Annotated in this window: 31 protein-coding genes; 14 read left to right on the forward strand and 17 right to left on the reverse strand. The window is 58.9% G+C overall.

Going from position 1 to position 25,226, the window contains the following annotated elements:
• Complete coding sequence (locus tag RUI03_RS01555; protein ID WP_317288525.1) at positions 1 to 564, forward strand: isochorismatase family protein; 564 nt, start codon at positions 1 to 3, stop codon at positions 562 to 564.
• Positions 565 to 619: 55 nt separating this feature from the next.
• On the opposite strand, the gene RUI03_RS01560 is transcribed toward RUI03_RS01555, so the two are convergent.
• The 4 genes from RUI03_RS01560 to RUI03_RS01575 all read right to left on the reverse strand — a co-directional run bounded on the left by RUI03_RS01560 (position 620) and on the right by RUI03_RS01575 (position 4,382).
• Complete coding sequence (locus tag RUI03_RS01560; protein ID WP_317288526.1) at positions 620 to 1,117, reverse strand: DUF2937 family protein; 498 nt, start codon at positions 1,115 to 1,117, stop codon at positions 620 to 622.
• A gap of 104 nt (positions 1,118 to 1,221) precedes the next feature.
• Entirely contained in the window at positions 1,222 to 2,139 is a 918-nt protein-coding gene (locus RUI03_RS01565; protein ID WP_317288527.1) for an isopenicillin N synthase family dioxygenase, read from the reverse strand.
• Between the two features lie 48 nt (positions 2,140 to 2,187).
• Positions 2,188 to 3,318: an acyltransferase gene (locus RUI03_RS01570; RefSeq protein WP_317288528.1), complete on the reverse strand. Its 1,131-nt coding sequence runs from the start codon at positions 3,316 to 3,318 to the stop codon at positions 2,188 to 2,190.
• Positions 3,315 to 4,382: a sterol desaturase family protein gene (locus tag RUI03_RS01575; protein ID WP_317288529.1), complete on the reverse strand. Its 1,068-nt coding sequence runs from the start codon at positions 4,380 to 4,382 to the stop codon at positions 3,315 to 3,317. The genes RUI03_RS01570 and RUI03_RS01575 overlap by 4 nt, the downstream gene beginning before the upstream one ends.
• Before the next feature lie 141 nt (positions 4,383 to 4,523).
• Here RUI03_RS01575 and gabT point away from each other — a divergent pair, with 141 nt between their 5' ends.
• From gabT to RUI03_RS01610, 7 genes are read left to right on the forward strand one after another with little or no spacing between them, the layout of a single operon-like run.
• Entirely contained in the window at positions 4,524 to 5,864 is a 1,341-nt protein-coding gene (gene gabT, locus RUI03_RS01580; protein ID WP_317288530.1) for a 4-aminobutyrate--2-oxoglutarate transaminase, read from the forward strand.
• Positions 5,864 to 6,115, forward strand: coding sequence for a hypothetical protein (locus RUI03_RS01585; protein ID WP_317288531.1), 252 nt, complete (start codon positions 5,864 to 5,866; stop codon positions 6,113 to 6,115). Before gabT ends, RUI03_RS01585 begins: the two co-directional genes overlap by 1 nt.
• Positions 6,116 to 6,148: 33 nt before the next feature.
• On the forward strand, positions 6,149 to 6,838 hold the full coding sequence (locus RUI03_RS01590; protein ID WP_317288532.1) for a fumarylacetoacetate hydrolase family protein: 690 nt from the start codon (positions 6,149 to 6,151) through the stop codon (positions 6,836 to 6,838).
• On the forward strand, positions 6,835 to 7,383 hold the full coding sequence (locus RUI03_RS01595; RefSeq protein ID WP_317288533.1) for an N-acetyltransferase family protein: 549 nt from the start codon (positions 6,835 to 6,837) through the stop codon (positions 7,381 to 7,383). The genes RUI03_RS01590 and RUI03_RS01595 overlap by 4 nt, the downstream gene beginning before the upstream one ends.
• A 40-nt stretch (positions 7,384 to 7,423) precedes the next feature.
• Positions 7,424 to 7,897: a GAF domain-containing protein gene (locus tag RUI03_RS01600; protein ID WP_317288534.1), complete on the forward strand. Its 474-nt coding sequence runs from the start codon at positions 7,424 to 7,426 to the stop codon at positions 7,895 to 7,897.
• A gap of 59 nt (positions 7,898 to 7,956) precedes the next feature.
• A complete protein-coding gene (locus RUI03_RS01605; RefSeq protein ID WP_317288535.1) occupies positions 7,957 to 8,337 on the forward strand; it encodes a hypothetical protein in 381 nt (126 codons plus the stop codon).
• Positions 8,334 to 8,531, forward strand: coding sequence for a helix-turn-helix transcriptional regulator (locus tag RUI03_RS01610; RefSeq protein WP_317288536.1), 198 nt, complete (start codon positions 8,334 to 8,336; stop codon positions 8,529 to 8,531). Before RUI03_RS01605 ends, RUI03_RS01610 begins: the two co-directional genes overlap by 4 nt.
• A gap of 77 nt (positions 8,532 to 8,608) precedes the next feature.
• Here RUI03_RS01610 and RUI03_RS01615 read toward each other — a convergent pair whose 3' ends face one another.
• The 4 genes from RUI03_RS01615 to RUI03_RS01630 form a co-directional block, all read right to left on the reverse strand.
• Positions 8,609 to 8,815, reverse strand: coding sequence for a hypothetical protein (locus tag RUI03_RS01615; protein WP_317288537.1), 207 nt, complete (start codon positions 8,813 to 8,815; stop codon positions 8,609 to 8,611).
• Positions 8,781 to 9,323: a type II toxin-antitoxin system VapC family toxin gene (locus RUI03_RS01620; RefSeq protein WP_317288538.1), complete on the reverse strand. Its 543-nt coding sequence runs from the start codon at positions 9,321 to 9,323 to the stop codon at positions 8,781 to 8,783. The genes RUI03_RS01615 and RUI03_RS01620 overlap by 35 nt, the downstream gene beginning before the upstream one ends.
• Entirely contained in the window at positions 9,316 to 10,170 is an 855-nt protein-coding gene (locus tag RUI03_RS01625) for a hypothetical protein (RefSeq protein WP_317288539.1), read from the reverse strand. Before RUI03_RS01625 ends, RUI03_RS01620 begins: the two co-directional genes overlap by 8 nt.
• 86 nt (positions 10,171 to 10,256) lie before the next feature.
• Positions 10,257 to 11,192, reverse strand: a complete 936-nt coding sequence (locus RUI03_RS01630) for an IS1595 family transposase (RefSeq protein ID WP_317288540.1) — start codon at positions 11,190 to 11,192, stop codon at positions 10,257 to 10,259.
• Positions 11,193 to 11,323: 131 nt separating this feature from the next.
• Here RUI03_RS01630 and RUI03_RS01635 point away from each other — a divergent pair, with 131 nt between their 5' ends.
• Positions 11,324 to 12,175: an alpha/beta hydrolase gene (locus RUI03_RS01635; RefSeq protein ID WP_317288541.1), complete on the forward strand. Its 852-nt coding sequence runs from the start codon at positions 11,324 to 11,326 to the stop codon at positions 12,173 to 12,175.
• Between the two features lie 18 nt (positions 12,176 to 12,193).
• Here the strand turns inward: RUI03_RS01635 and RUI03_RS01640 are convergent, their stop codons facing one another.
• Positions 12,194 to 12,799 (reverse strand): PH domain-containing protein, encoded by a 606-nt coding sequence (locus RUI03_RS01640; RefSeq protein WP_317288542.1) that lies wholly within the window; start codon positions 12,797 to 12,799, stop codon positions 12,194 to 12,196.
• Between the two features lie 163 nt (positions 12,800 to 12,962).
• Here RUI03_RS01640 and ettA point away from each other — a divergent pair, with 163 nt between their 5' ends.
• Positions 12,963 to 14,627, forward strand: a complete 1,665-nt coding sequence (gene ettA, locus RUI03_RS01645; RefSeq protein ID WP_317288543.1) for an energy-dependent translational throttle protein EttA — start codon at positions 12,963 to 12,965, stop codon at positions 14,625 to 14,627.
• Between the two features lie 71 nt (positions 14,628 to 14,698).
• Positions 14,699 to 15,091, forward strand: coding sequence for a hypothetical protein (locus RUI03_RS01650; protein WP_317288544.1), 393 nt, complete (start codon positions 14,699 to 14,701; stop codon positions 15,089 to 15,091).
• A gap of 47 nt (positions 15,092 to 15,138) precedes the next feature.
• Here the strand turns inward: RUI03_RS01650 and RUI03_RS01655 are convergent, their stop codons facing one another.
• Complete coding sequence (locus RUI03_RS01655; protein ID WP_317288545.1) at positions 15,139 to 15,387, reverse strand: GlsB/YeaQ/YmgE family stress response membrane protein; 249 nt, start codon at positions 15,385 to 15,387, stop codon at positions 15,139 to 15,141.
• Between the two features lie 145 nt (positions 15,388 to 15,532).
• Positions 15,533 to 15,895: an EF-hand domain-containing protein gene (locus RUI03_RS01660; protein WP_317288546.1), complete on the reverse strand. Its 363-nt coding sequence runs from the start codon at positions 15,893 to 15,895 to the stop codon at positions 15,533 to 15,535.
• 187 nt (positions 15,896 to 16,082) lie between these two features.
• Between RUI03_RS01660 and RUI03_RS01665 the strand changes: the two genes are divergently transcribed.
• The gene (locus RUI03_RS01665; protein ID WP_317288547.1) at positions 16,083 to 18,068 is read left to right on the forward strand and encodes an ATP-binding protein; all 1,986 of its coding nucleotides are present in this window, start codon (positions 16,083 to 16,085) and stop codon (positions 18,066 to 18,068) included.
• A 71-nt stretch (positions 18,069 to 18,139) separates the two neighbouring features.
• Positions 18,140 to 19,360 carry a DUF418 domain-containing protein gene (locus RUI03_RS01670; RefSeq protein WP_317288548.1) on the forward strand — a complete coding sequence of 407 codons (1,221 nt, stop codon included), beginning with the start codon at positions 18,140 to 18,142 and terminating at the stop codon, positions 19,358 to 19,360.
• On the opposite strand, the gene RUI03_RS01675 is transcribed toward RUI03_RS01670, so the two are convergent.
• The gene (locus RUI03_RS01675; protein ID WP_317288549.1) at positions 19,347 to 20,288 is read right to left on the reverse strand and encodes a glutaminase; all 942 of its coding nucleotides are present in this window, start codon (positions 20,286 to 20,288) and stop codon (positions 19,347 to 19,349) included. The genes RUI03_RS01670 and RUI03_RS01675 overlap by 14 nt on opposite strands.
• Positions 20,289 to 20,385: 97 nt before the next feature.
• Here RUI03_RS01675 and RUI03_RS01680 point away from each other — a divergent pair, with 97 nt between their 5' ends.
• The gene (locus tag RUI03_RS01680) at positions 20,386 to 21,213 is read left to right on the forward strand and encodes an MBL fold metallo-hydrolase (protein ID WP_317288550.1); all 828 of its coding nucleotides are present in this window, start codon (positions 20,386 to 20,388) and stop codon (positions 21,211 to 21,213) included.
• On the opposite strand, the gene RUI03_RS01685 is transcribed toward RUI03_RS01680, so the two are convergent.
• The 5 genes from RUI03_RS01685 to RUI03_RS01705 all read right to left on the reverse strand — a co-directional run bounded on the left by RUI03_RS01685 (position 21,210) and on the right by RUI03_RS01705 (position 24,639).
• Positions 21,210 to 22,091 (reverse strand): alpha/beta hydrolase, encoded by an 882-nt coding sequence (locus tag RUI03_RS01685; RefSeq protein ID WP_317288551.1) that lies wholly within the window; start codon positions 22,089 to 22,091, stop codon positions 21,210 to 21,212. The genes RUI03_RS01680 and RUI03_RS01685 overlap by 4 nt on opposite strands.
• A 43-nt stretch (positions 22,092 to 22,134) precedes the next feature.
• Positions 22,135 to 22,749 carry a DUF4259 domain-containing protein gene (locus RUI03_RS01690; protein WP_317288552.1) on the reverse strand — a complete coding sequence of 205 codons (615 nt, stop codon included), beginning with the start codon at positions 22,747 to 22,749 and terminating at the stop codon, positions 22,135 to 22,137.
• Between the two features lie 143 nt (positions 22,750 to 22,892).
• Positions 22,893 to 23,483, reverse strand: a complete 591-nt coding sequence (locus RUI03_RS01695) for a hypothetical protein (RefSeq protein ID WP_317288553.1) — start codon at positions 23,481 to 23,483, stop codon at positions 22,893 to 22,895.
• 59 nt (positions 23,484 to 23,542) lie between these two features.
• Positions 23,543 to 24,019, reverse strand: coding sequence for an SRPBCC domain-containing protein (locus RUI03_RS01700; RefSeq protein WP_317288554.1), 477 nt, complete (start codon positions 24,017 to 24,019; stop codon positions 23,543 to 23,545).
• Positions 24,016 to 24,639, reverse strand: coding sequence for a TetR/AcrR family transcriptional regulator (locus tag RUI03_RS01705; protein WP_317288555.1), 624 nt, complete (start codon positions 24,637 to 24,639; stop codon positions 24,016 to 24,018). Before RUI03_RS01705 ends, RUI03_RS01700 begins: the two co-directional genes overlap by 4 nt.
• Positions 24,640 to 25,226: the final 587 nt, after the last annotated feature.

Here is a 25,226-nt window from a genome sequence, read left to right on the forward strand (position 1 = left end):
ATGACCGAAAGCATGCCGCGCCCCCTTGTTATCCTGGATGTGCAGGATGCCATCGACCAGCCGGTTTGGGCGGCCAAGAACAACCCTGATTACCTTGAGAATATCGTCCGTCTGCTGAGCCATTGGCGACAGATGGACTGGCCTGTCCTGCATGTGAAGCACGACGAGGCGAACCCCGCGTCCACCTACGCGGCGAGCGGACCATGGAACGGCATCAAGGCTGAAGTGGCACCCATCGGGGGCGAGACCATCATCGTAAAAACGCAGAACTGCGCGTTCATTGGGACCGAACTGGACCGAGAACTGAAGGCGCTCGGCGTCAATCGTTTTATCCTGACCGGCGTTGTGATCCACAATTCCATCGATGCCACCGTCAGGGCGGGAAGGGCGCTCGGCTACACGATCGACCTGCCGCTTGACGCAACGACGGCGGTGCCCGTGACGGGGCTCAATGGTCAAGTGTGGGAGGCGCAGACTGTGTTCGATGTCACCGCTGCTATTCTTGCCAGTGAATATGTCCTGCCGTGTACGGTGGATGAGTTGCTGGCGGACAGGACGGACTAACAAAAAAGGCGCGGGAGAAACCCGCGCCCTTTCAAATCTGTGATCTTCTGTCGGCTCAGGCGTAACGGCGGCGGAATGGCGCACCGAGGATCCCGAATATGACCCGGAAAATGGCCCAGAGGCCAGCGCCAAGCCCGCCGCCATAGGCAGCAGCGTCTGGCGTCACGGGCACGGCAATCTCGAATTCTTTAGCTGTATTCTCGGCGATTTCCACGTCATGGGTACGCGCCAGAACGATGGGCCGCATCAGGTCGCTGGCATTGCGCAGCGCCATTTGCGAGGCCACCAGCTTTTCAAAACGGGCAATGATCGTCTCGTTACGGACACAGTCGGTCTTGAACAGCGGCTCATTGGTTCCGGCGCAGGTTTCTGCGGCCATCTCGCGCGTATAGCCGATGGACTCACGGTCAGAGTCGATGGAACGGACAATCCGGCCAAGCTCGTCAATCCGCCCTTCCAGATTCTGCATGTAATGTGTCGTGAAATTTGGTGCCTGGGAACCAGCGACGACGCCCGCCACCCCCAAAACCATTGCAAGTAAACGTCCCAGCATATCGTCGGTCCCTGTCTCCAATTCCAAGGGCAAGGTTGCCTTCTTGCCCGGCGAAAGTCGAGGGGGAATTAACGCGCCGTTAACCTTGGTGGGAGCGTCAGCCTCTATTTGAGGCCGATTTCCGCAAGACGTTCGGCCAAAAAGCCAGCGCCGGTGATGTCCTCGGCCTCCGTCCCATCGCGGAATTGCGGCATGCAGGACAGTATTGCGTCTGGCCGAGGGTGCAGGAAGAACGGCATGGAATAGCGCGACTGGTTGGGCCCGTCGGGGTTCACGACCCGGTGGGTCGTGGCGGAGATATGCCCATTGGTTATGCGCGCCAGCATATCGCCCGCATCGACGATGATTGAATCCTGTGGCGCATCAATGGCCTGCCATTTGCCGTTGCGGTCCAGCAACTCGAGGCCGGACGCGGAGGCGGCCACCAGCAGGGTGATGAGGTTGATATCCTCATGGGCCGCGGCGCGTACGCAATGGGGGTCTGCCCCCTCGGCAATGGGGGGATAGTGAAGGAGGCGCAGGATCGAATTGCCGCCCTCGGCCATTTTGGCAAAATAGTTCGCTTCGAGCTCAAGCGGCTGGGTCAATGCTTCCAGCAGGGTCAGGCCGGCGTCATCCAGGGACCGGTAGAGCCACGCGACCTCGGCCTCAAAGGCGGCCGGCTCTACGGGCCAGACATTGGGCGCAATCTCGTCGCGGCCGACATGCCAGAATTCTTTCAGGTCCGGGTGAGGATTGCCCTTGGCATGTTCCCGGCCAAAAGGGGTGTAGCCACGCTGACCGTCCTTGCCGACCATATATCGGGTCTTCTCGACCGCGGGCAGGGCAAAGAACTCTTCGACCGTCCGGTAGCTGTCATGCAGGCGGTCCAGGTCGATGCCATGATCGGTGATGATGACAAAACCGGTCGCCTTGAGCGCCTCGTACAGGGCCGAAGAGAAGGCGCGGCGCGCATCGCCATCGCCTTCAGTATATTGGCTGAGACGAAGGGTCGGAACGGGGGCTTTTTCGGTGGTCGTCATGGGGCCGTTACGCCGCAAACTTTCGCTTCCCGCAAGAGCAAAATGTGCTCACCGCGTGGCGGGCAGCCAGCCGCGGCGACCGGCCGGTCGCTCGGCCAGAAGTTGGCGCAGGCGATCCCGCATGGGGTCTCGCCGGCGCTCGGTCATAGCGGCCAGAGCATACGCGCCGACCAGCGGCAGGACGAGAAGAAGGCCATGTCGCCAGATAGCGGATATCTCCCCCGGCAAGGCCGCGCCGCTCAATTGCAGCAGGGGATAATGGAACAGATAGAGGGCGAATGATCCGCCAGCCGCCCAGCGGATAAACTCGGCAATGTGCCCGGCGCCCGGCTCATAGGCGAAGCGCTGCATCACAACGTGAACGCCAAGCAGGTGCAGAGCGAAGAGGAGACCTAGAAGGTTGGCCCAGAGGAAGGTGTCGGAATAGCCGATCAGGACAGTGCCGCGCGGCCCCAGCAGCCCCTCGGTCCAGGCCTCGAGAGCCATTGGCATGTGAGCCGACTGCATGAAACCATAAGCGGCGATTGGTAGGATGATGAGGGCCAGACCAGAACGCAGGCGGAGCGATGCGCTGTGCTTGACGACATGCCAAAGGGCGACGCCCAAGCCCCAAGACGGGGCCAGCAGCCAGATCTTTGGCCCGGCCAGTGCGATGGCGGCCGTTGTCCAGAAAATCCGTGTGCTTCCCCGAAGGAAGAATGCGCAGGCAAAGATCACATAGTACCAAGCCTCATATCCCAGCGACCACCAAGGGCCGTTGGATCCGGGCCTGACCGAGATGAACCACAGCTCATTGGTGAAGGTCAGGGCCGTGACAAGTCGCCGTGTCGGGTCGTATCCCCTGAAAAAACCGTCATAGACAGTTGAATCAATCAGTATGCCAATCGGGTCACACAAAATGACGAGCAGGATGGCGGGGATCGCCACACTCCACAGCCGGGACAGGCGGTCGGCCGCAAAATTGCGCAACCCCTCGCGCGCTCGTTTCTCTGCGGTGTAGGCAATGACAAAGCCCGACAGCACGAAGAACACGACGACGGCATCGCCGCCAAGGTCGTGCTCGCGGATCCAGCCATATTGCCCGCCGGTGAAGCGCTCATAGGCCCAATGGGAAATGAGAACGAGCAACGCGGCGCCGGCTCTCAGGCCGTCCAGATAGAGGGAGAAGCCCCGGTTCATGCTGCCTCACGGGAGGGTTCTGTCGATACACTGTTCTGCGCTTGGGCGGCCTTCTCAGCGCGACGCTCCGCCCACAGACGGCGGACCCAGATAAACGGTTCGCTCAGCGCGTCTTTCAGCGTTTCATGGGGGCGCGGGCGATACACGCCATTGTCGGCCGACAGGCCAAAGACCAGACGCTCATTTTTCCGGGGGCGGATGTATGTACCGAACAGGATGTCCCAGATGGCGAAAACCTCACCATAATTGCGGTCCCAGTGCCGCTCGGCCCGTGAATGGTGGACCTGGTGCTGGGCGGGGCTCGAGAAGATCCAGCACAGGGGTTTGGGGTAGCGCAGAAAGACATGACTGTGCCGCAGATGGGTAAAGCTCAGCTGCAGGATGGCGTAGAAGGCATTCGTACCGAGGATCAGGACCAGATCCATACCGCCAAAGACGGCCGTGCCAAAGACGATGACCGGCCCGGCAAAGAGGGCCATCAGGCTACTCTCGAAAAGGATTTCCACCGGATGGATGCGTGAAGCCGTGAGAGGGGTGAGTGTCGTCGCGCTGTGATGGACCCGGTGGAAGGCCCACAGGGCCTTCACTTCATGGCACATGCGGTGGGCCGCATATTCTGCGAGGTCCAGCGCGGCGACCAGCATGATGACGAGAATGACCGCTTCTGTGGTGGAGACGGCATCGGCAGACGCCAGATCGAAATCGACCCCGGTCCAGGTGGCGATGATCGCCGCGGAGACGATCGCGAGGGCCGACATGGAGAACAGGCCGACGACCTCAAGTCCCTTGTTCAGCGCGAACATCTTCACATCGACAAGCGCCGAGCGGCGGCGCCAAAGCTTTATCGGGATAAGAAAGGCGATGAGGCCGCGAAGGCCTTTCCGTGCTGCCAATGGCCGAACGCCAATGCCATAGGCAAAGAGGGCGGCAAGCAGGCCGGCGACCAGATAGGGCCACCAATAGCGGCCATGGGCAATCGCCTCGCCCTGGCGCGCGAACCAGACGCCTGCTGCGAAACTGTCGAGGCCGAGAAATCGGCCAATTGCGTCGAAAAACCCGTCCATGGGTCTTTGTGGCAGGGCTTTTTGAGGATCCGGTAAAAACCCCCTGCCAAATTTGACCGCCCGGCAGCCGAAAGCACCAAAAATCGCTTGTCTTGGCAGGCCGTTGAGTGCGAGGCGAAACTTTGACTAGGGCTGCGGTGGATGGCCCCATGCAATGACGGAGAAGGCAAGATGGCGGAAGGCAAGAACGAATACCCCTCAAACGAGCTCATGGTGGCGCGACGCGACGCGGCCTGCCCAACGGGCCTGCCTTCCAAATCCGGTATTTATGCTGATCGCGCCCAGGGCGCTGAACTCTGGGATATCGAAGGAAAGCGGTATATCGATTTCATCGCCGGTATCGGCGTGCTCAATGTCGGCCACCGTCATCCCAAAGTGCAAGAAGCCATCAAGGCGCAGCTGGACAAGGTCGTTCACACCTGTTTCGGCGTCGCCCAGTATGAAAGCTATGTCGAACTCGCAGAACGCCTGAACGCACTGGTCCCGGCCTCCGAACCGATGAAGACCATGTTCATGAACACGGGCTCCGAAGCGACCGAGCATGTCTGCAAATTCGCGCGGCGCATTACGGGCCGCCCGGGCCTGATCTCCTTTGAAGGGGCGTTCCATGGGCGGACACTGCTGGCCACGGCACTGACCGGCAAGGCTGTCCCTTACAAGACTGGCTTTGGTCCGCTGCCTTCCGACGTCTATCATGCGCCGTACCCGAACGAATACAAGGGAATGACCGCGCAGATGGCGCTCAACTGCCTGCACGCGATTTTCGAGACATCGATCCGGCCCGAAGACGTGGCCGGTATCATCATCGAGCCAGTACAGGGCGAGGGCGGTTTCATTCCCGCTCCCAATGAATTTCTGCAGGGGCTGCGCGATATCTGTACGCGTCACGGCATCATGTTCATCGCCGATGAGGTCCAGACCGGCTTTGCCCGGACGGGGTCAATGTTCGCCATTGAAAAGTCCGGTATCGAGCCTGACTTCCTCGTCTGTGCCAAGAGTATCGCGGGCGGCTTGCCATTGTCTGCGGTCATCGGCAAGGCGTCCCTGTTCGACAAGATCGAAGCAGGCGGCATGGGGTCCACCTATGGCGGCAACCCCGTTGCCTGCGCGGCAGCACTCGCGGTCCTTGATGTGATTGAGGAAGAAGGCCTTATTCAGCGGGCAGAGGAAATCGGCGCCAAGATCGAAGCGCGCTGGACCGAGCTGCAGAACGGCGTTGCCAAGGGCGTGTTCGGTGATGTGCGTCGGGTCGGCGCCATGGCGGCAGTCGAATGCGTGACCGACGGCAATGCGCACCAGCCAAACCCGGAAGCCGCCGCGGCGATCCAGGCCAAGGCACGGGAGCTGGGACTGATCTTCCTGACCGCTGGCAAGAAGGGGCAGGTGATCCGAACGCACGTCCCCCTCGTCATCTCGGATGCGCTGCTGGATGAAGGTCTCGACGTCTTCTCGGACGCAGTGAAAGCCGTTCTTAAAGCCTGATGATGGTCTGGCTGATCGTTCTCGGGCTGGCGCTCCTCGGGGTGCATCTGTTTCGGCTGAAAAAGACGACGACCAACCGGCGGGCCCAACACTTACGCGCCGTCCGCGAGCGTCGGCGTGCCACCTTCGCGGCGATCAGGGCGGCCAAGGCGCTTGACCATGATCGCCAGTCGGCCGCCCCATCGGCCGACGCCCCTGAGGTGTCACCGTCTGACGAGGCCGATCGGCACGGTCGTGCATCTTCAGACTAGCCACTCTGCCTTGACCGACCTAAGTTTGCCGGCATGGCCAATCTATCCATCATGCCCATGGCAATTCCGCTGGTGCCCTGTATTGACGGGCAGGTCTTTCCTGTTCGTCGCGTCTTCTGTGTCGGCAAGAACTACGCTGACCACGTGGCGGAGATGGGAAGCGATGCGAGGAAAGACCCGCCGGTCTATTTCACCAAACCGGTCGACGCTGTCATCGTTCCTGATCTGGAAGCACCGGACGTTCCCTATCCGCCCCGTACTGAGAACCTGCATTTCGAGGGTGAGCTGGTCATCGCCATGGCCCGCGGCGGTGCCGATATTGTTGAGGCGGAAGCCCTGTCGCACGTCTATGGCTACGCCGTGGGCTGCGACCTGACCCGCCGCGACCTGCAAAAGGCGGCCAAGGATCGCGGGGCGCCGTGGGATATGGCCAAGGGCTTTGATCATAGTGCCGTTATCGGCCATCTGACCCCCGGGGCAGAGATGGCACGGGGCAAATCGATCTCCCTGAGCGTCAATGGGCAGGAGCGGCAGGCTGCACCACTCGACACCATGATTTATAGCGTGGCGCAGATCATTGCCGACCTGTCGACCTATGTGGCGCTGGCGCCGGGAGACCTCATTTACACTGGCACGCCCGCCGGGGTCGGTGCGCTGAGCCGCGGCGATCGCGTCGCCATCCGTGTGGATGGTCTTGCGCCTCTCGATTTTTCCATTTCATGACATCTCTGTCTATTCGTCCGGCGACGGACCAAGACATGGTGGCCGTGACAGACATCTATGGGGCGGCCGTGCGCGACCATAATGCGTCGTGGGAATGGACCCCGCCGGATCTGGCCGACATGCGGGCACGGCGAGATGGGGTGCTGTCCCGCGGTCTGCCCTACCTTGTGGCCTGCAGGGGCGATCTGGTCATTGGCTTTGCGTATCTTGGCCCGTTCCGCCTGCGCCGAGCCTATGACTGGTCGCTTGAAAACTCTGTCTACGTTAATCCCGAGGCTCAGGGTCTGGGGGCGGGGCGGGAACTGATGACCACCCTGATAGACTGGGCTGAGGCCAATGATTACCGCCAGATGCTGGCGGTCATTGGCGATGGCGCCGGCGGCGCATCGGTGCCGTTTCATCGTCGCCTTGGTTTCATCGAGGCGGGCACCATCCCCCATATGGGATGGAAAGCCGGCGCATGGCGTGATCTGGTGCTCATGTACCGTTCACTCGGGCCCGGCGACACACAGCCGCCCCGCCACAGGCTCGACGCCGACAGCTGATTGGCCTATTGCCCGGAAAAGACCGAATGGAGGCCTGGCCATGACTGACAAACGCGAAATCTATCGTCAGACCACGCAGGAAATTCTCGCTGTGCTGGAGGGGGAGACCAACCTCACCGCGCGGATGGCGACGGTATCATGCCTGTTGGCCCATGCCTTTCCTGACAACATCTGGACCGGGTTCTATTTGGTCGATCCGGAGAAAGAGCGGGAGCTTGTGGTCGGGCCCTATCAGGGCACGCTGGGTTGCCTGCGCATTCCGTTCGACCGCGGCGTCTGCGGCGCGGCAGCACGGCTTGAAGAAACGCAGGTCGTGAAGGATGTGCACGAGTTCGAAGGCCACATTGCCTGTGACAGCCGGTCTGTCAGCGAAATTGTGCTGCCTGTCTATGGGGCAGACGGCAAACTGTTCGCGGTGCTTGATATCGACAATCCCGAAGCGGGAACATTTGACGAGGTTGATCGCGAAGCGCTTGAGGCGCTGATCGCCAAGGTCTTTCCGCACGCAATGTAAAGCAAGCTTGACATTCGCGGTGGTAGCATCTATATCATCGGTTCAAGGAGCGTTGCGTCATGTTCAATACCCGCCGATATCTGATTGATCTTTTTTCCGGACTGGCGATTTATGCCGTGCTGCTGTTCGGCTCGATCTGGACGCTGCAGCGGACGTCATTTCCCGCAGCGCTTCAGGTCGTGATTGCCATCATTCCCATGCTTGGTGCGCTTGCCGTCACGGCCGCGGTTCTGAAACACTGGCGACAGATGGATGAGATGATGCGGCGCATACAAATTGAAGCCTTTGCAGTGGCTGCAATCATTGTCGCGCTGGGCAGTTTTACGCTGGGGTTTCTTGAAAATGCCGGGTTTGAGCGTGTGTCAATGATCTGGATTTTCCCCGCCCAGATTGGCCTATGGGGGCTTGTGGCGCCCATTATCGGTAGGCGGTACAGTTGAACAACAGCCTCAAAGAATGGCGCACCGAACGGGGCCTGTCACAGCAGGCCCTGGCCGATGCGCTGGGCGTATCGCGGCAGACGGTCATCTCCATTGAGAAGGGCCGCTATGACCCGTCGCTGCCGCTGGCCTTCGCGATTGCGCGGGTCTTTGGCTGTCAGATCGAGGATCTGTTTGTCCCTGACGATCAGTGATTGTAAAGGCTACTGGACATTGTGTACTTTGCAAACGAACCTGACAGGGGCGGTCTAGGGCTAGTTTTGCCGTCAGTTCACTTCTTTGGGGGATTCGATCCGGGTCCAGTCTTGGGCCTGTCCTTTTCGGCGGCCTCTTTGATCTCAGCGTCAGTCTTTGGTGGCGCTTTCGCTATGCGCTTCATGGCGCGGTCAAAGGCTTCCTCGGACTCGTCGCACTCAAGTTCGCGTGCGGCTTCTGAAAAGCGATCAGCCTGTTTTTTTTGTGACATTTTTACCGTCATGCGATCCCTCAAACAAGGTTCCGGCATTTGGATCAGGTGGAGATGGCGGCTCGCAAATTTTCAGCAACTCTCCGTCAGGCTTCTCTATTTGACCGTCTAGTCTTATAAGATCACTGCCGTCGAAGGTATGCAGTTCATCAAGGCTGTAGATCAACGCTGTAGCTAAATGAACTGCATCCTGTGGCTTTTTGAGCACCGGGTATCTACGCAACAAGCGCCTTGCAGCTACGCCGACATCTCTATCAACCTGAACCTGCGTTACAAATGGCTGCTCAATAAAATCTTCGAAGTTTGCATCATTGCTAGCGCTTATGCCTGTTTCTTGAGTGCCGGGGATGCACCTTTTTTTAAAAACTTCCGCGAGAGTAAATGATGAAGTCCAGATCTGGACCTCGTTACGCTGAGCCCGCTGCAACACGTACCGGCAAGCATCGTCACGGCCCGCCTCCTGGTTGATGAGGGCAATCCACATGCACGCGTCCCAATAGTATTCAGGAATATCAGCCAAGCTCACCCTCTCGGAGTTTATCTAAATAGTCCAATATATCTTGGCCGCCGGTGAAATCCTTGTCTGTAATTTCACCAATACTCATTCGACGAGGAGCTACGTGAGATATTGCTGTCGCAAATACTTTCTTGATCTTTCCGTTTGCTGCAAATTGAATCTCACCTCGAACCCTAACTCTTTTTTGCTTCCAAATATCGTCAATGGAAAGAGAATTGCTAAATTCATCCATCAGGGCTTCGCGAACTCTACACCAGACTGGCTCCCTGCTTTTTCGCTCCAAAATTCGGAAAGCAGGATGTCCGCGATCAGCGCCAACCTCGATGAACTCGCCTTCAAGCGACCCGAATTCAACCCGACTACGATCGCCTATTAAGTAATCCGGGCTAAGAGTGTTATCGTCTAGCCGCCGCAGATAGCCCGTGGCGTTCGATGGAGTGATTACCAAATCGCCGCCGTCGAAATTTAGGAACTCCACGCGAGTTCTTCCAACCGATTGGCGATTACGCTTAAGCAGTCGAACAGCGACGCGCCGACGCTTTGGGGACCAGCCGTTAATTGCCGAGCGCTCCCACGTTGTGCCAGAAGTATCAAAGAGACGCCGAGCTTCGGATATGCGTCGGGTAGCCAAACCACGCACTTCGATGTCCGGCCGCAACGACACAGCCTCGGCCTCGACGGTAAGCGGGCTGTTCGTAGATGCTGCCGTTAAATTCCATGCCAACGTTTCAGAGTCAGATTCCTCACTCAGAAGCTCGAACAAGTCCTTCACTTGTTCGAGGGCGTCCCGCACATCCAGAACATCGGGATGCGCAGCAGGAGCCTCGATAGTCATTTTAACCTTGGCCATAAAAATCCAACAAAAACAACGACGTATATGGAGTTTACTGTTTTACTGACTATCGGTAAAGCGTTCGTTGACAGCTTCCGGCTCAATTAACAAGCTGATCGATACGTCAGCCGCTTGCCGGCGATACCCGTTAGCGCGGCTTCCGTCCGTTCCCCATCGTTGACGCCCTTTGCAGAGCGGAGGTTATAGCGGAAGTCGAACTCTGCCAGATAGCGGTGCAGGTGCTTCTTGGCGCAATGTTGGTAAGTGCCCTTCATGCCGCGCTTGAAGACGCTGAAATAATTCTCGACGTGGTTTGTTGTGACCGTAGGGTCATCCTTGCGGACATACTCATCGGCAGAGTGGTTGACGCTCTCGTGACCAGCAAAGCCTGTGGCAATGCGCTTGAAGCGTGGAGCCTCGTCGGTGACGATACGAGCCTCCTTGGCAATGTTGGCGTCCACAATCGGCTTGATGGTCGTGACTTTCAGGTCATCAATAACGCTGCTGCGGGCAATGCCTGTTTCGCGGTCCAGCAACGTCAGGACTTTCATCTTCTGCACGTAGTTGCGGCTGCGGACGTCCTGATTGGCCTCTGGATCGGTGCCGATGAAAGTCTCATCGACCTGTACGTCGCCACCATTGCCGCCGAAAGGTGCCAGCTCACCCGCGCGCATAGCCTCGCGGATACGGTGGGCAAGAAACCAAGCCGTCTTGTAGGTGACTTCAAGAATGCGATGCAGCTGATGGGCGCTGACGCCCTTCTTGCTGGCGCACATCAGATAGACAGCCTGTAGAGCCTTATGGAGAGGAATGCGCATGTGCTCGAACACGGTGCCAACTTTGACCGTGAACTGACGACGGCAGTCATTGCAGCGGTGCAGGCCGTGGCGCACACGCTTTTCAGGATTTGCCGCGATCTTCTTGATTTTTCCCGTGCAGCCACAATGTGGGCAGACAGGCTCATCGCCCCAGACAATGCCTTCAAGGTATTCAAAGGCAGCGGCTTCATCATGAAAGAACGGTTTGGACAGAATAGACATCGGCTTGATCCTCTCAAGCCATTATGTAGACCTTCGGATCATCGTTTGCAAGGTATATAATGTCCAGGCTACTTTACATTTCAAAATTCCCGCCTTATGTAAAGTGAGCTTTACAAAAAGGAGAGCGTGATATGTTGATCGAGATTGTCATGGCGGCGCTGATGTCTGCTGCCGTACCGGAAGACAACCAGCCCCCAGCAATGGAAGTGACCGTGTCGGGAGAAGGCGCGCCCGTACTTCTCATTCCCGGGCTGGCCAGTGGCGCCGACGTGTGGGCGGAGACGGCCGACCGTCTTGATGATCAGTATGAGGTGCACATTGTGCATTTCGCGGGTTTTGCTGGCCTGCCGCCTGTGGAGGGGCCCTTTCTGGAGACGCGCCTTGCGGCGCTGACCAATTATCTGGCGGCGGAGGAATTGGATGGCGTGACGGTCATCGGGCACAGTCTGGGTGGCTTCATGGCAACGGAACTGGCGCTTACCGCCCCGGCGCGTGTTGAGAAGGTGGTGTCCGTCGACAGCCTGCCATTTGCGGGGCTCCTTTTCCTCGGTGCACCAACCGAGGAGGCCGCACGGCCCGCGGCGGCCCAGTTCGCGGAACAGTTGCTGGCGATGGATGACGCGACCTATGCCGCGCAAGCCAAGATGACCGCGGCGTCCTATACGATGAAAGAGAGCCGCCAGGCCCAGATCGTCTCCAGTACCTTGGCGTCAGATCGCGCGACGGTGGCCGCAGCCATGCAGGTCCTGATGACCACGGATCTGCGAGACGACCTGCCTCGTCTCGACGCTGAATTGCTGATCATCTATCCTTGGGCCGAAGGCGGACCATACACGGCGGACCAGACCGATGCTTTTTACCGCGCGCAGTTCTCGGGCGCGCCGCGTCTTTCGGCGCAGCGGATCGACAATGCCCGGCATTTCGTCATGTATGATCAGCCTGAGGCGTTTTTCAAAGCTCTGGAAAGTTTCCTCGCCCCATAGGCCTCGGCGCCTGTCCCGTCAGCGTTGCTGGGGAGCCAGACGGGGCGGCGCTGACAATGGTGCCTTGGTCCTGCGGTCATCGGCGGTGCTGTCGTCAGGCGCGTCGGTCATCTGGCTGTCATCACCTGATCCGCGGAGCTGCGCCTTGGCGCCTTCGATTGTCCGCCGCAGCTGCACCGGGTTATCGACATCGGGAAGGGTGATAACGCCGACGCCGGTACCGCGCAGGATCATATGGCCGTAATTGAAAATTCGGCCCCAGATGGATTGCTGAAGATTGATTTCTTCGATCTTGTTCAGCGACACTTCTTTTGTATCGCGAGAGATCAGCCCGGTCTTGTAGACAAACCGCGTGGTCGTGACGGCGATTTCCGTCGTGATCAGTTCAATTTCATGGGCGAGCAACAGCCAGATGCCAGCAAAGGCGGGCACAGCTCCCAGGATATAAAGCCACTGACCCTGGCCGGGGACATCGCCGGTCGTCAGATGGACAAAAGCGACCCAGAAAATCGGCACGATGCCGACCAGGAACCACAAAAAGGGACCGACGGAATAGGTCCAGTTGAACCGGGCCTGAGTCAGAACCCGTTCCCCCGGCGCCAGTGTCTTTGCAACGTATCCCATTGGCAGTCCCTCTTATTGGTAAATATAGTGTACCAGCCCGCCGATTGTAAGGTTCGGCGGCCTCTGGAGCAGCTGGCAGTGCAAGGCTCATTCAGGCGTTGTGATCGGTCGCGCGGTGGCGTAACCACGCCCCTCATCCCTCAGCCAATATCCGGAGCGCCGAATGGCCCGCCAATTCATCTACTTCATGCAAGGCCTCAGCAAATCCTATGGGGCCAAGAAGATCCTCGATAACGTCCACCTGCAGTTCTATCCCGACGCCAAGATCGGCGTGGTCGGGGTGAACGGCGCGGGTAAATCGACGCTACTGAAGATCATGGCGGGGATCGACCAGGAATTCTCCGGTGAGGCCTATGCCGCCGACGGCGCGAAGATCGGCTACCTGCCGCAGGAGCCGCAGCTCGACAATTCCAAGACGGTCTTTGAAAACGCGGCCGAGGGCGTCGTGGAGATCAAGGCCAAGGTGCAGGAATTCAACGACGTCTCCATGCAGCTGGCGGAGGATTATTCCGACGAGCTGATGGAGAAGATGTCTTCCCTGCAGGAAGAGATCGACGCCATGGATGGGTGGGACGTCGACAGTCGCGTGGAGATGGCGATGGAGGCCCTTCGCTGTCCTCCCGGCGACTGGCCGGTGGACAAGCTGTCAGGCGGGGAGAAGCGCCGCGTCGCGCTGGCGCGCCTCCTGCTGGCGAAGCCCGACCTCCTGCTGCTCGACGAACCGACCAACCACCTTGATGCGGAAAGCGTCGCTTGGCTTGAGAATTACCTGCGCAACTTCCCCGGCGCCGTCGTGCTGATCACCCACGACCGCTACTTCCTCGACAATGTCACGGGCTGGATCCTTGAACTCGATCGGGCCAAGGGTATTCCGTATGAGGGCAATTACTCCTCATGGCTGCAGCAAAAGCAGAAGCGGATGGAGCAGGAGAAGCGCGAAGAGGCGTCCCACAAGAAGACCCTGTCCCGCGAGCTGGACTGGATCAATCAGGGGCAGAAGGCGCGCCAGGCCAAGTCCAAGGCGCGGATTCAGGCCTATGAGGAGATGGCCAACAAGGCGGCCAGCGAAACCGTCAGTACGGCGCAGATCCAGATCCCGCCCGGGCCGCGTCTCGGCAGCATCGCGATTGAGGTGGACAACATCAAGAAGTCGTTTGGTGAGAAACTGCTGATCGATGATCTCAGCTTCAAGCTGCCGCCCGGCGGTATCGTCGGCATTATCGGTCCCAACGGGGCGGGTAAGACGACCCTGTTCCGTATGCTGACCGGAGAAGAGCAGCCCGATGACGGCTCCGTCCGGATCGGCGAAACGGTGAAGATGGGCTATATCGGCCAGACCCGCGAAGACCTCGATGACAAAAAGACCGTGTGGGAAGAAATCTCCGACGGTCTCGACATCATCAAGCTTGGGGAGAAGCGCGAGGTGAACTCCCGCGCCTATTGCACCTGGTTCAACTTCAAGGGCGGCGACCAGCAGAAGAAAGTTGGCGACCTTTCGGGCGGTGAGCGCAACCGGCTGAAAATGGCCAAGATGCTGAAGGAGGGGTCAAACCTTCTCCTCCTCGACGAACCGACCAACGATCTGGACGTGGATACGCTGCGGGAACTGGAAACGGCTATTGATGAATATCCGGGGTGCGCCGTGGTCATCAGCCACGATCGCTGGTTCCTGGACCGCATCGCGACGCACATCCTCGCCTTCGAGGGCGACAGCCATGTGGAATGGTTCGAGGGGAACTTCGAGGACTATATCGAGGACAAGAAACGCCGCCTCGGCCCCGATGCCGATGTGCCCAAGCGGATCAAATACCGGAAAGCGGAGCGGTAATTTCTGCCATTAGCGGTTTGACAGTTTACTGAAAATATCTGACGCTCCTTCCTCGACCGAGGGGGAGCGTTTTGCGTAAAGAGACACCGTTAGAGAAGGCGACAGGCAGCTTCGGTTCACGCGGTCTTTCGATCCCGTCCCATCCATTTTTTGCGGGTGTTTATGCGGCATTGCTTGTTGGCTCGCTGGCGGGCTTTGCGCCGTCCTTTTACGCCTTCGGCAACGCAGCGAAGATGCTGGATATGGTCGCCGTTGCTGAACGAGGCGCGATGATCGGTCTCCTTCTCGCCGGGTTCCTCTCCTGCGTGGCGATCCGCAATGCATCAAAATATAATGACGACGAACGCAAGCTGGCGGTTCAATTTTCAAGAGGTGTCTGGACCACGGCAATTTTTTTATTTGTCCTGGATCTGATTTTTCGCGACGCAGTATTTGAATGGATAGCAAAGAACGACACATATTAAAAAGGCGCCCACTCGGGGCGCCTTTTCTCGTTCTATTGCGCTAGCGCTTAGACGCTCCGGCGACGGATGACCCGGCCGATCCAGATCAGGAAGCAGGCGCCAAGGAAGGCGATAACCAGCTGACCAAGAAGACCGCCAAGCGTACCCACGCCCACAGCCATCAGAATGGCGTTCAACACCACGGCACCAACAATACCAAGAACGATATTCATCAGTAGACCCTGGTTCGATTTCATGACCTGTTCAGCCAACCAACCAGCAATGCCGCCAATAACAATCCAAAGCAGAATATTCATTATCGTGTCCTCGTTTCCATTGCCGGACGATCCCGGCCTCTGGAGAACAAACGCGTCTCCTGGCATTTGGTTCAATGAGGCGACACAAACAAAAACCGGCTGCCTTTCGGCAACCGGCTTTTTCTACATCCAGACAAGGGGGAAATCAGTCGTCGTAGGGGGCGTCGTCATCGACCCGCGACGATGGTGAACGGCTGCCGCCCGTCGACAAATCATAATCTGCTTCCGGATAAAGCTCATAGGGCGTCAGTGCACTGTCATTATTCAGATCATGCCCGCCAAGACCTGCGCGATACCGGCGACTCCGAACGGGGGCTGTGCGCTGGCGATCCTTGTAGCGGCCAAATTCGTCATCGCTGATAACACCATCGCCGTTCAGATCCGCGTCCTCGAACGCCACGGGATCAGTGGCGAGCGTCCGATAGACCTCGCCATCCGTGGGACCGGGGGCACCCGCGCTGGCGGAAAAGCTCATCAGGACAGATATCGACAGACTGGAAAACAGCATGGTTAACACCTCTCTCTTCGGCAAATCTTAACACCCGCGCATTGGGGCTGCAAACGGTCTTTGTAACGCCTGGTTCAGGGCGGTTAAGTCTTTCGAAACCTGATATTTAATTGGCGCTACTTTACTGAATGGCAATGGGTCGTCCTGTATGGACCTCGCGTTATGTAGAGTAGATGCGGCGTTTTTCATGATGCAAATCCTGGGGTGTATTGCCACCCAGCATGACTGGCAGCTGGTCCTGGTCGCGGCAGTTGTCTGCATTATCTACAGCTTTGCTTCGATTGAGCTCATGACTCGTGCACGAGACGCTCAGCTGGCGATACGCTGGCGCTGGGCGCTCAGCGGCGCTGTAGCGACGGGTCTTGGGATTTGGGCCACGCATTTTATCGGCATGCTCGCTTACGAATATCAGTGGAGCCAGGGGCTGGATGCGGGCCTGACCTTTGCATCGGCCATCGTGGGCATCGTTGGCGCGGCCATCGCCTATTGGGCCAATCTGCGCCTGCCATCCCTGAGCGGTCCTATCGTCGCCGGCCTCGCGCTCGCCTGCGGGACAAGCCTGCTGCACTATCTCGGCATGTTTGCCTACACGACCGGCGCCATGCTGGTCTGGCAGCCGGACTACATCGTGCTGTCGGTCAGCCTGTCGATCCTGTTCTCCGTCCTCGCCATGGTCGCATGGTATAAAGGCGCCCCCAAAGCGCTGGCTGCGGCGCTTCTGGTTGCAGAAATAGTGCTCTTGCATTTTACCGGCATGACGGCTCTCACGGTCATTCCGACGGTCGCGGATGTCACGGCCACTCTGATCACTCGCGAAGCCGTCGAGACAAGTGTCATCGCCGTGGCGCTGGTGTCCGCCCTGGTGGGCTATCTGGTGCTGCGCTTTGACAACCAGATGACGCGCCAGAAAGCGCGTGAAGCAGATCAGCTGAAGGTGATGGCCAAGCGGCTTGAGGACGCCTTGCATCGGGCAGAGGCGTCCAATCGGGCCAAGGGCGATTTTCTCGCCAATATCAGCCACGAAATGCGTACGCCGATGAATGGCATTCTGGGCATGGCCCAGGTCATGAAGACAACCGAACTGACGGATCAGCAGAAAAGATATATCGAAGTCCTGGAAGGGGCGGGGAACGCGTTGATGGTCGTCATCAACGATGTGCTCGATTTCTCGAAGCTCGAGGCGAAGCGCGTCAAGCTGGAGGAAGCACCCTTTGATATTCGCGCCATGGTCACGGAGATCATTGCCAAATATCGGGACAGCGCAGCGGCCAAAGGCCTGAAAATCACGCATGAAATTGATAACGAACTGCCACCATATTTCGATGGCGACGCACTGCGCGTGCGTCAGATTCTCAGCCATCTGATCAAGAACGCGGTGAAGTTCACCATGCATGGTGAAGTTTCAATCAGGGTGTTGAGTATCAAGTCCGGCGTACGGCTTGAAGTCGTGGATACCGGGATGGGGATCGAGGAGTCTGTCCGTTGCCGTATCTTTGAAAAATTCGAACAGGCTGACACTTCGCGATCTCGTCAATTTGACGGGACCGGACTGGGGCTGTCCCTGTGCTACGAACTGGCCACACTGATGAATGGCACGATTGATGTCAGCAGTGTTGTCGGTGAGGGGTCGACCTTCTGGGTCGATTTGCCGCTCAAGAAGACGTCGCGAACGCCGGAGCAGGGCGCGGCCAAGTCAAAAGTGCCGCCACCAATGGCGCCGGCGGCGTCAAAGGTGGAAGTCGCCTCGTCTGCAGATGCCGCGGCGGATGAACATGAACAGGCGCCCTACATTCTTGTGGCGGAGGACAATGCGGTCAATCAGCAAGTCATCAAGACTCTGCTGCGCAGCTGTCCCTATGAGGTCGTCCTGGTCGACAATGGCCAGAAAGCTGTCGAAATGTTCGCCGAACGGCGTCCGGCCCTGATTATCATGGATGTGGCGATGCCTGTCATGGACGGCCATGCCGCCACCCGCGCCATCCGGCACCTTGAAGCGCAGCGGCGCGCCAAGCCCGTTCCGATCGTGGCGGCAACGGCCCATGTGCTGGCGCAGGATCGTGAAGCCTGCTTCCAGGCCGGTATGGATGACTTCATGACCAAACCCCTGAACCGCGACCTGATCAAGGACATGGTCGAGCGCTGGGCGGGGCCGACGGAAGCACGTGCAGCCTGACGGCTTCCTTTTTGTTGATAAACGATATAGGGTGAAGCGACGCGTACCTAACGAGCGTCAGGTTTTCACCGATGATATCTTCTCCGACTGGCGGCCCGGCGCCCACACCGGCAGACCAGCGCATCGTCTATATCGATGTCCTGCGCGGTGTCGCCGTGCTGATGATCTTCGTGGTGAACATCAAGGGCATGACCATGCCCTTTCCTTACTACATCAATCCGTGGTTGTGGCCATCGCCGCTTGATGAGGCGATTGCCATCGGCCAACGGTTCGTGGTCGATGATAAATGGCGCACCATTTTCACAGCGCTGTATGGCGCTGGCCTCGTTCTTGTGGGTGATCGGTATGGAGAAGATGCGCGACGTCTTCTGGCCCGACGGAATGGCTGGCTGATCGCCTTTGGTCTTATCCACATGATTGGCATTTGGATCGGTGACATCCTGTTCTTTTACGGGGTGACCGGACTGATCGCGATGCGGTTCAGCAAAATGTCCGTCAGCCGACTTTTCTGGTGGGGTGGTTTTTGTCTCCTGCTCGGAACGATCTGGTCTGCGGGTGCTGAAATGGCGCCGCTTTTCGATGACCTCATTTACGGCGTCCTCAAAGATTCCATGTGGGCCTATAATGAGGAAGTGATGGGCTACCAGATCGCTGCCATGCTCAGCGGCGTGCCCGAACAGCTGCAGTACCGGCTCGGCGATGCGGTCGGCTACATCTTCTATTACTTTCTCGGGACCGGCTTCTGGCTCGTTACGCTGGGGCTGATGGTCCTTGGGATGGCGTTCTACCGCGCCGGTCTGCTGCAGGGGCGGTGGTCAGTACGCACTTGCCTGTGGATCGCCGTGCCATGCCTTGCGGCCGCTTGGGCGCTGGATGCCGCGCAACTCATCTTTGTCGCCGGCAGGGGAGGCACCTATGATGCGCATCTCTTCACGTCGCCATTTCTACATCTTGATGGCTATCTTGGCGCGCTTGGCTATGCCGCCCTCATCTCGGTGATGGTCTCCCGCGGCTGGCCGCTTCGCCGCTTGGCGGCGGTCGGCCGTATGGCGTTTACGAACTACATTGCCTGCTCGCTGATCGGTACAACGATTGCCGGGGGGCATACCTGGGGGCTCGCGTGGTTTGGCCAGGTCGCTTTGTGGCCGCTTTTGCTGGTAGTGATCGGCACCATGATCCTGTTGCTGATCATATCACCCTGGTATCTGTCCTACTTCCGTTATGGTCCGCTCGAATGGCTATGGCGCTCGCTGGTCTATCGGCGGCTGCAGCCCATACTCAAAAGAGGTTGATCCCCGCCCGATGGGAGAACCATTCGAGTGCCACTGTGCCAGCGAGCGAATTGCCCGCTGTGTTCAGGCCGGGGGACCAGACGGCGACCGTGCCGACATTGGGGATGATGGCCAATATGCCGCCGCCGACGCCAGACTTGCCCGGCAGGCCGACACGGAACGCAAAATCGCCAGACATGTCATAGTGTCCGCACAGCATCATGATGGCGTTGACGCGTTCGACGCGGTCGGGATTGGTAATCCACTCATTGATGACGGGACTGGTGCCGTTCGCAGCGAGAAACAGGCCTGCCCGGGCGAGATCGCTGACCGACATTTCGATGGCGCACTGATTAAAATATGTGTCGAGAACGGTCGGCACATCCTGCCGCAGAACACCGAAACTTTTCATGAAATAGGCCAGCGAGCGATTGCGGTCACCGAAGGCGGCCTCTGAATCGGCCACGACTGGATTGATGTGGATTTCAGGCGTGCGAGCGCAGCGCCGGATAAAACTCAGAAGGCGCGCAATACCGCTGCGCTCACCGCAATGTCCGACGATTGAGTCGGTAACAACCAGCGCGCCCGCATTGATGAAGGGATTGCGCGGCTTGCCCCGTTCCTGCTCCAGCTGGACAATCGAATTGAATGCCGTGCCTGACGGCTCCCGACCGACCCGGCCCCACAGGCTCTCGCCTTCCAGCTCGAGGGCAAGACAGAGCGCAAAGACCTTGGAAATGGACTGGATGGAAAACGGCGTGTCCGACAGGCCAGCGGACGCTTCCGTCCCGTCAATACCAGCGAAGGCGATGGCAAAGGCACCGGGATCCACCTCAGCAAGCGCCGGGATGTAGTCGGCGACCTTTCCGCGATTGAGAAACGGGCCGATATCCTCGCAGATGGCGTCGAGGATTTCCTGCCAGTTCGGGTGGGCGAGGGGTGCGTTCATCGTCTGCGCGTTAAGGCAATCCGCCTGTTTACGCCAGTACGCGCTGCGCTTCCCAAACCGGCCTCTCGCCTTATACTGCTGGGGCAGGAGAGCACCGATGAGCGATATTTTGACCTTGGCCACAATGGCGACCCTCGCAATCGGCGCGGCCCTGCATGACCCGCCTAGCGAGGGCCGGACGGTCGCGCATTATCTTGCCAATGAGGCGGTGATGGTGGTCGATGGCGAGACCAAGGTCCTGTTCGATCCGCTTTTCGACCACGGCTATGGCGTCTACCCGGCCCTTCCCGGCACGGCCTTGGCCAAATTGATGGCGGACGAGGCGCCGTTTGACGGGATAGACGCGGTGTTCGTCACCCATGGTCATGGCGATCATTTCTCGGCTGAAAAGACAATCGCATTCCTCAAGGCGCGCTCGGACGTCATGCTGGTCGTGCCGGCGCAGGTGCTGGAAATGATGGAAGCGGATGTTGCATGGTCGGATGATCTGGCCGGACGGATCCGGGCGGTGCACCTGTCAAATGGTGATGATGCAGCAACCTTCGCTTTTGAGGATATTGACGTCACGGCGATCCGTATTCCCCATTCAGGCTGGCCCGAGAGAGCCGAGGTCCAGAATCTTGTTTACCAGGTGACGCTCAACGATCACGTGACCGTCATGCATCTGGGCGATGCCGACGCGAACGACAATCACTATGCGCAGTATGAAGAATATTTCGCCGAACACCCCTCACATGTCGGTTTTCCGCCTTACTGGTTTCTGTTGAAGGAAGAGGGATTGGCAATCCTCGATACGCGTTTGCACATTCTGCGCGCGATCGGCGTGCACGTGCCCATAACGGTGCCGCAGGCGCTGGAGGAGACAGGCCTTGAGTATTTCGCAACGCTCGGTGAATACCGGGTGATCGACGTCTCAGCGGACTAATCCTGCACGTCTGTCGTTGCCGCTTTCTGCATGAACTGAACCGTATCCGCAACGACGCTGTTGCGGCCGGGAAAGGCCATGCCAATCACAAGATCAGCGTGGTTCGTGTCCGGATAAATAATCGTTTCAACCGGTACCTTTGCGGCCTTCAGGGCAGCTTCCATTGACGCAATGTTCGTTGGGCCGACGGACTTGTCTCTCTGACCGTAGACGAGAAGCATGGGCGGCGCGTCCTTGGTCACGCGATTGACGGGCTGGGTGGTGCCCAGATCAGGTGTGCCGCCAAACGCCGCCCGAGCCGAGTCGCGACCGAGCGGTAGGAAATCATACGGGCCGGCCAGACCGATGACGGCGTCCAGTATGGCGGGGCTCTTTCCCGCTGGCCAGACCTCCGGCGCCAGCGCGGCCTGCACCACGTTATAGGCCCCGGCGGAGTGGCCCACCGCGAAAAGCGTTTCCCGGGTGCCACCATAGGCGGCAGCATTTGCGTGTACGTAGGAAATCGCCAGCGCGGTATCTTCGACAAAGGCGGGATAGGTCACCTCGGGCACAAGGCGATAGCCGATCACCGCCGTCAGATACCCCTCGGCCGCATAGCGCTCTCCGGCAAACGCGTAGCCCTGGCGGCTGCCTGAATTCCATGCGCCACCATGCACGAAGACAAGCACCGGGAACGGCCCTTGGCCTTCCGGCCGGTAGATGTCGAGGGTCTGTTTCGGCGCCGGTCCATAGGCCAGATCGCGGGTCACGGTGATGTCCGCGCCGATGGGGGCGGCGAACGTCGTCAGGAGGCGGGGGCCGGAGCATCCCGGCATCAGGGACAACAGGCTGACAAGCCCCAGTAGCGAAGCGGCACGGCGGATTGGTCGTGTTTTCATGCCGTTTATTTAGCGTGGGGATACAATGAGGCGAGCGGGGCCCTCAGGTGTCTTCCAGTGAGAAGAGCCAGCTCTGCACCAGACGCCGTGGGTGAACTTTTTCATTCAGGCATGTCAGATGGCTGTGGAAGACACGCTGGTCATCGTTGAAGTCGTCCACATGGTGCCGCATTTTCAGCTCTACCGGCGCTTCTTTGGCGACGGGCTTTCCACAGAATACGCATGGGGGCGGATAGGGTGTGCCCGGCTCAAGCACCTGGCGTGCAGTTTCTTCCGTAAAAGGAATAACGGGGTTGAGGCGACCCATGAGGAGCGTCACCTCCCGGGCCCATGCACTATGCCCGAGCCTTGTCCATTCATCGATGAGGGCGGCATTCTCAAGCACATAGGACATGGCGTCCCGGGCGCGTTCAACAACGTGCCGAGAGACCGGTTCAGAGATCCGGGGCTGGCGGAGGGGCGATCCTGGCCGACCGTTCAGTGTCGCGATCATATCGGCGGCGGCGATAACGCGCTGTCCGGTAGCGGTGTCCACAGGCCCAGCGTCACCGTCGAGTATGGGCACAAAAATGGCGTCAAGTTCGGCGACACTGCGGGCACTGTCAAACAAGTCTTTGCCAGCTTCGTTGTCGAAGCTGCAGGGTCCCCAAATTGTCAAGGCTGATACTCCCGTCACACGTCGTCGTCCCGGGCGTAGCGATGGCATGTCAAATTTAACTGACCGTGGATGAATATCGTTAACGGATGAATTGCGCCAAAAAATATTGCGCCGCACCTATCCGCGTGGCCGAGCCGCAGGGATTAACTGCACCCCTCAACATACTGGATCGCTGGGCCGCCCGCGTGGATCGCGGTCACCTTGCCATCAGCGCCAATCTCATAGCGAATGCCCCGTGCCTCCGGCGCGCTGACATAGGGGGCCTCGCGACCATCGGCCCAAACCGTCAGATAGGCGGCGGGCGCCTCCACATATTTGTGGGGCGACTCGAGCAGCGTGTCCCCGTAAGCTGCCTTCACTTTGGCGGCCGCGTCGCCGACATGGATACCGCGATCTGATGATATATCGGCACCATCCGTCAGGCTGATCCGGGTGAGCGTACCGGCCTCTACCATCACCAGAACGCCCGCTGGGGCCTGGTCGGGATGGAAATACATGCATGCTTCGGGATCACCGGTATTCTGCGCGTTGGGGCTGGTCCCAACGAGCGCTGTCAGGTCATTCGCGCTCATGCCGATCCGCATGTCGCCATAACCCTGAGGTGTCAGTGACCTGTCGCTGGTCTCTTCGGTCGTCGCGGCCGCGGAGGAGGAGGACGCAGAGTCATTCGTGGTCCCGTCACCGCAGGCAGCAAGAGCGAGAAGGGCAAGGAGCGAAAGATGAGTGTGGCGCATGACTGTCTCCATCAGATCAGGATGAAACTAGGCCGCGCCCCATTCGGGGAAAGGGTGGGTCAGCCTTCCAGCGCACGCGCCAATTCGTCGAGCTGATCGGCGGCGGCGTTCCATCCCGCCTCAAATCCCATCTCGGCATGATCCTGCATGGCCTTCTCGGTGGGGTGGGCCGCGCCCCAGATCATCCTTGTGCCCCCCTTGCCGTTCTCGGTGATATCGACGAAGCCCGTCATTTCGAACGGCACGCTATCATTCTCTCTGGAACCGAAGACAAGACGGTGACCCTGCTCAACTTCGAGATACTCGCCCCTATTGTCGAACTTCTCGCCTGCCGGTCCCTCAAAGACCGTGTCAAAGTGTCCGCCGGGCTCCACATCCAAGGTGGCCGATGTGACGCGCCATGGCTTGGGGCAATACCACTGCATCAGCAGATCGCCTTCGGTCCAGCACCGCCAGATAGTAGCCGGGGAAGACGCAAAGTCCCGCTCGATATGCAGCGTATAGGGCTGCTTCAACAGCTCTTCAGTGGTCGTCATTTTCTTCTCTCCTGCCTCTGGGGCGTAAACAGAAAATCCAGATAGCGTTTGAGGTGCTCAACGCTTTCCTTGGCGGGGGTGCTGTCACCCTTCGCCTTTGACAGGATGAAGCCGCCCTGCAGCACTGCCTGCAGGTGTCGGGACAGGCCCGCCGCATCAATCTCGCTATTGCCGGCGTCGTTCAGCGCAGCGGCAATGTCATCTTCCAGTGTGCTGGCATGGCCGAAGATGGCCTCGGCACAGGCGTCGCGAATGTCCGTACTGCCCTCGTAAATCTCCTGCACCATCGTCCCGGCATAGCAGGTGATCTCGGGCAGGGGGCCGTCGAGCAGGGCAATGCGCAGGTCCAGATAAGCGAGCACGCGATCCGCCGCGTTGCTCAGGTCGTGATAGTCCGCCGCGGCGAACATCGCGCCGGTACCAGTCGCCCAGGCCCGCGCCGCTGCGATGGCCAGTGCGTCCTTGTTCGGGAAATGATGAAAGAATGCGCCCTTTGAGACACCCGCGGCGGTGCACAGCTCATTCACGCTGGTCGCCGCATAGCCCTGCTGCCGGAACAGGGTGAGGGCGGCGTCAGTCAGGCGCGTGGCGGCATCGGCGGGGCGTTCGGTCGTGCTCATGTCTGAATACAAACCGACCGGTCGGTTTGTGTCAAGTAGCGGTGCTGATATTGGGGCTGGAGCTATCGGCCAACCTCGAGCCGCGGTGGATAAGTCGCTCCTACCGGCGCCTAAATTCCTTCGTCGCAGAATGCCCACTCCTCGACACTTGGAAGGACAGAAATCAGGCCAATACAACCGCCTCGACAGCCCTTTCGGCAATCGAGGCGGCGGTGTATTCTAGCTCTCATTTCTCAGGACACACCTGTGCTTCAACTCTTATTCATACTCATTGTCTGTGCCGTATTTTCTACGGGCCTACTGTTTGTAACGGCCCTCGGTGCATTGGTCGGTCTCTTGAAGCCGTCCAGAGAGACGTGGTTGCTCCTTATTCCCTCGGGTGTAATGTTGATTTACATCTTGATCGGATATGTCGCTGCTACTGCCAAATGGAGCTGGCCTTCGGATGTCGACTGGCTGATTTTAGTATTCGCTGTCCTTCCCTTCTTGCTATCGTTTGCAGCAGCGACACTACTGTCGCCTGTCGTCCTCTATCTTTTGATCGTCGGTGAAATGAGCCGGCGTATGAGTAAACCTGCGCCCTGTCC

It is taken from the genome of Parvularcula sp. LCG005 (assembly GCF_032930845.1).
Lineage (GTDB): Bacteria > Pseudomonadota > Alphaproteobacteria > Caulobacterales > Parvularculaceae > Parvularcula.

Bases quoted from the DNA above. Each gene is read 5' to 3' on its own strand.
- RUI03_RS01575 (WP_317288529.1), bottom strand. From the start codon at position 4,382: ATGGACGGGTTTTTCGACGCAATTGGCCGATTTCTCGGCCTCGACAGT.
- RUI03_RS01685 (WP_317288551.1), bottom strand. From the start codon at position 22,091: ATGAAAACACGACCAATCCGCCGTGCCGCTTCGCTACTGGGGCTTGTC.
- RUI03_RS01700 (WP_317288554.1), bottom strand. From the start codon at position 24,019: ATGACGACCACTGAAGAGCTGTTGAAGCAGCCCTATACGCTGCATATC.
- RUI03_RS01560 (WP_317288526.1), bottom strand. From the start codon at position 1,117: ATGCTGGGACGTTTACTTGCAATGGTTTTGGGGGTGGCGGGCGTCGTC.
- ettA (WP_317288543.1), top strand. From the start codon at position 12,963: ATGGCCCGCCAATTCATCTACTTCATGCAAGGCCTCAGCAAATCCTAT.
- RUI03_RS01640 (WP_317288542.1), bottom strand. From the start codon at position 12,799: ATGGGATACGTTGCAAAGACACTGGCGCCGGGGGAACGGGTTCTGACT.
- RUI03_RS01695 (WP_317288553.1), bottom strand. From the start codon at position 23,483: ATGCGCCACACTCATCTTTCGCTCCTTGCCCTTCTCGCTCTTGCTGCC.
- RUI03_RS01600 (WP_317288534.1), top strand. From the start codon at position 7,424: ATGACTGACAAACGCGAAATCTATCGTCAGACCACGCAGGAAATTCTC.
- RUI03_RS01625 (WP_317288539.1), bottom strand. From the start codon at position 10,170: ATGGCCAAGGTTAAAATGACTATCGAGGCTCCTGCTGCGCATCCCGAT.
- RUI03_RS01655 (WP_317288545.1), bottom strand. From the start codon at position 15,387: ATGAATATTCTGCTTTGGATTGTTATTGGCGGCATTGCTGGTTGGTTG.
- RUI03_RS01585 (WP_317288531.1), top strand. From the start codon at position 5,864: ATGATGGTCTGGCTGATCGTTCTCGGGCTGGCGCTCCTCGGGGTGCAT.
- RUI03_RS01670 (WP_317288548.1), top strand. From the start codon at position 18,140: ATGATATCTTCTCCGACTGGCGGCCCGGCGCCCACACCGGCAGACCAG.
- RUI03_RS01630 (WP_317288540.1), bottom strand. From the start codon at position 11,192: ATGTCTATTCTGTCCAAACCGTTCTTTCATGATGAAGCCGCTGCCTTT.
- RUI03_RS01615 (WP_317288537.1), bottom strand. From the start codon at position 8,815: ATGACGGTAAAAATGTCACAAAAAAAACAGGCTGATCGCTTTTCAGAA.
- RUI03_RS01565 (WP_317288527.1), bottom strand. From the start codon at position 2,139: ATGACGACCACCGAAAAAGCCCCCGTTCCGACCCTTCGTCTCAGCCAA.
- RUI03_RS01680 (WP_317288550.1), top strand. From the start codon at position 20,386: ATGAGCGATATTTTGACCTTGGCCACAATGGCGACCCTCGCAATCGGC.
- RUI03_RS01570 (WP_317288528.1), bottom strand. From the start codon at position 3,318: ATGAACCGGGGCTTCTCCCTCTATCTGGACGGCCTGAGAGCCGGCGCC.
- RUI03_RS01675 (WP_317288549.1), bottom strand. From the start codon at position 20,288: ATGAACGCACCCCTCGCCCACCCGAACTGGCAGGAAATCCTCGACGCC.
- RUI03_RS01705 (WP_317288555.1), bottom strand. From the start codon at position 24,639: ATGAGCACGACCGAACGCCCCGCCGATGCCGCCACGCGCCTGACTGAC.
- RUI03_RS01605 (WP_317288535.1), top strand. From the start codon at position 7,957: ATGTTCAATACCCGCCGATATCTGATTGATCTTTTTTCCGGACTGGCG.
- RUI03_RS01590 (WP_317288532.1), top strand. From the start codon at position 6,149: ATGGCCAATCTATCCATCATGCCCATGGCAATTCCGCTGGTGCCCTGT.
- RUI03_RS01635 (WP_317288541.1), top strand. From the start codon at position 11,324: ATGTTGATCGAGATTGTCATGGCGGCGCTGATGTCTGCTGCCGTACCG.
- RUI03_RS01595 (WP_317288533.1), top strand. From the start codon at position 6,835: ATGACATCTCTGTCTATTCGTCCGGCGACGGACCAAGACATGGTGGCC.
- RUI03_RS01555 (WP_317288525.1), top strand. From the start codon at position 1: ATGACCGAAAGCATGCCGCGCCCCCTTGTTATCCTGGATGTGCAGGAT.
- RUI03_RS01660 (WP_317288546.1), bottom strand. From the start codon at position 15,895: ATGCTGTTTTCCAGTCTGTCGATATCTGTCCTGATGAGCTTTTCCGCC.
- RUI03_RS01665 (WP_317288547.1), top strand. From the start codon at position 16,083: ATGATGCAAATCCTGGGGTGTATTGCCACCCAGCATGACTGGCAGCTG.
- gabT (WP_317288530.1), top strand. From the start codon at position 4,524: ATGGCCCCATGCAATGACGGAGAAGGCAAGATGGCGGAAGGCAAGAAC.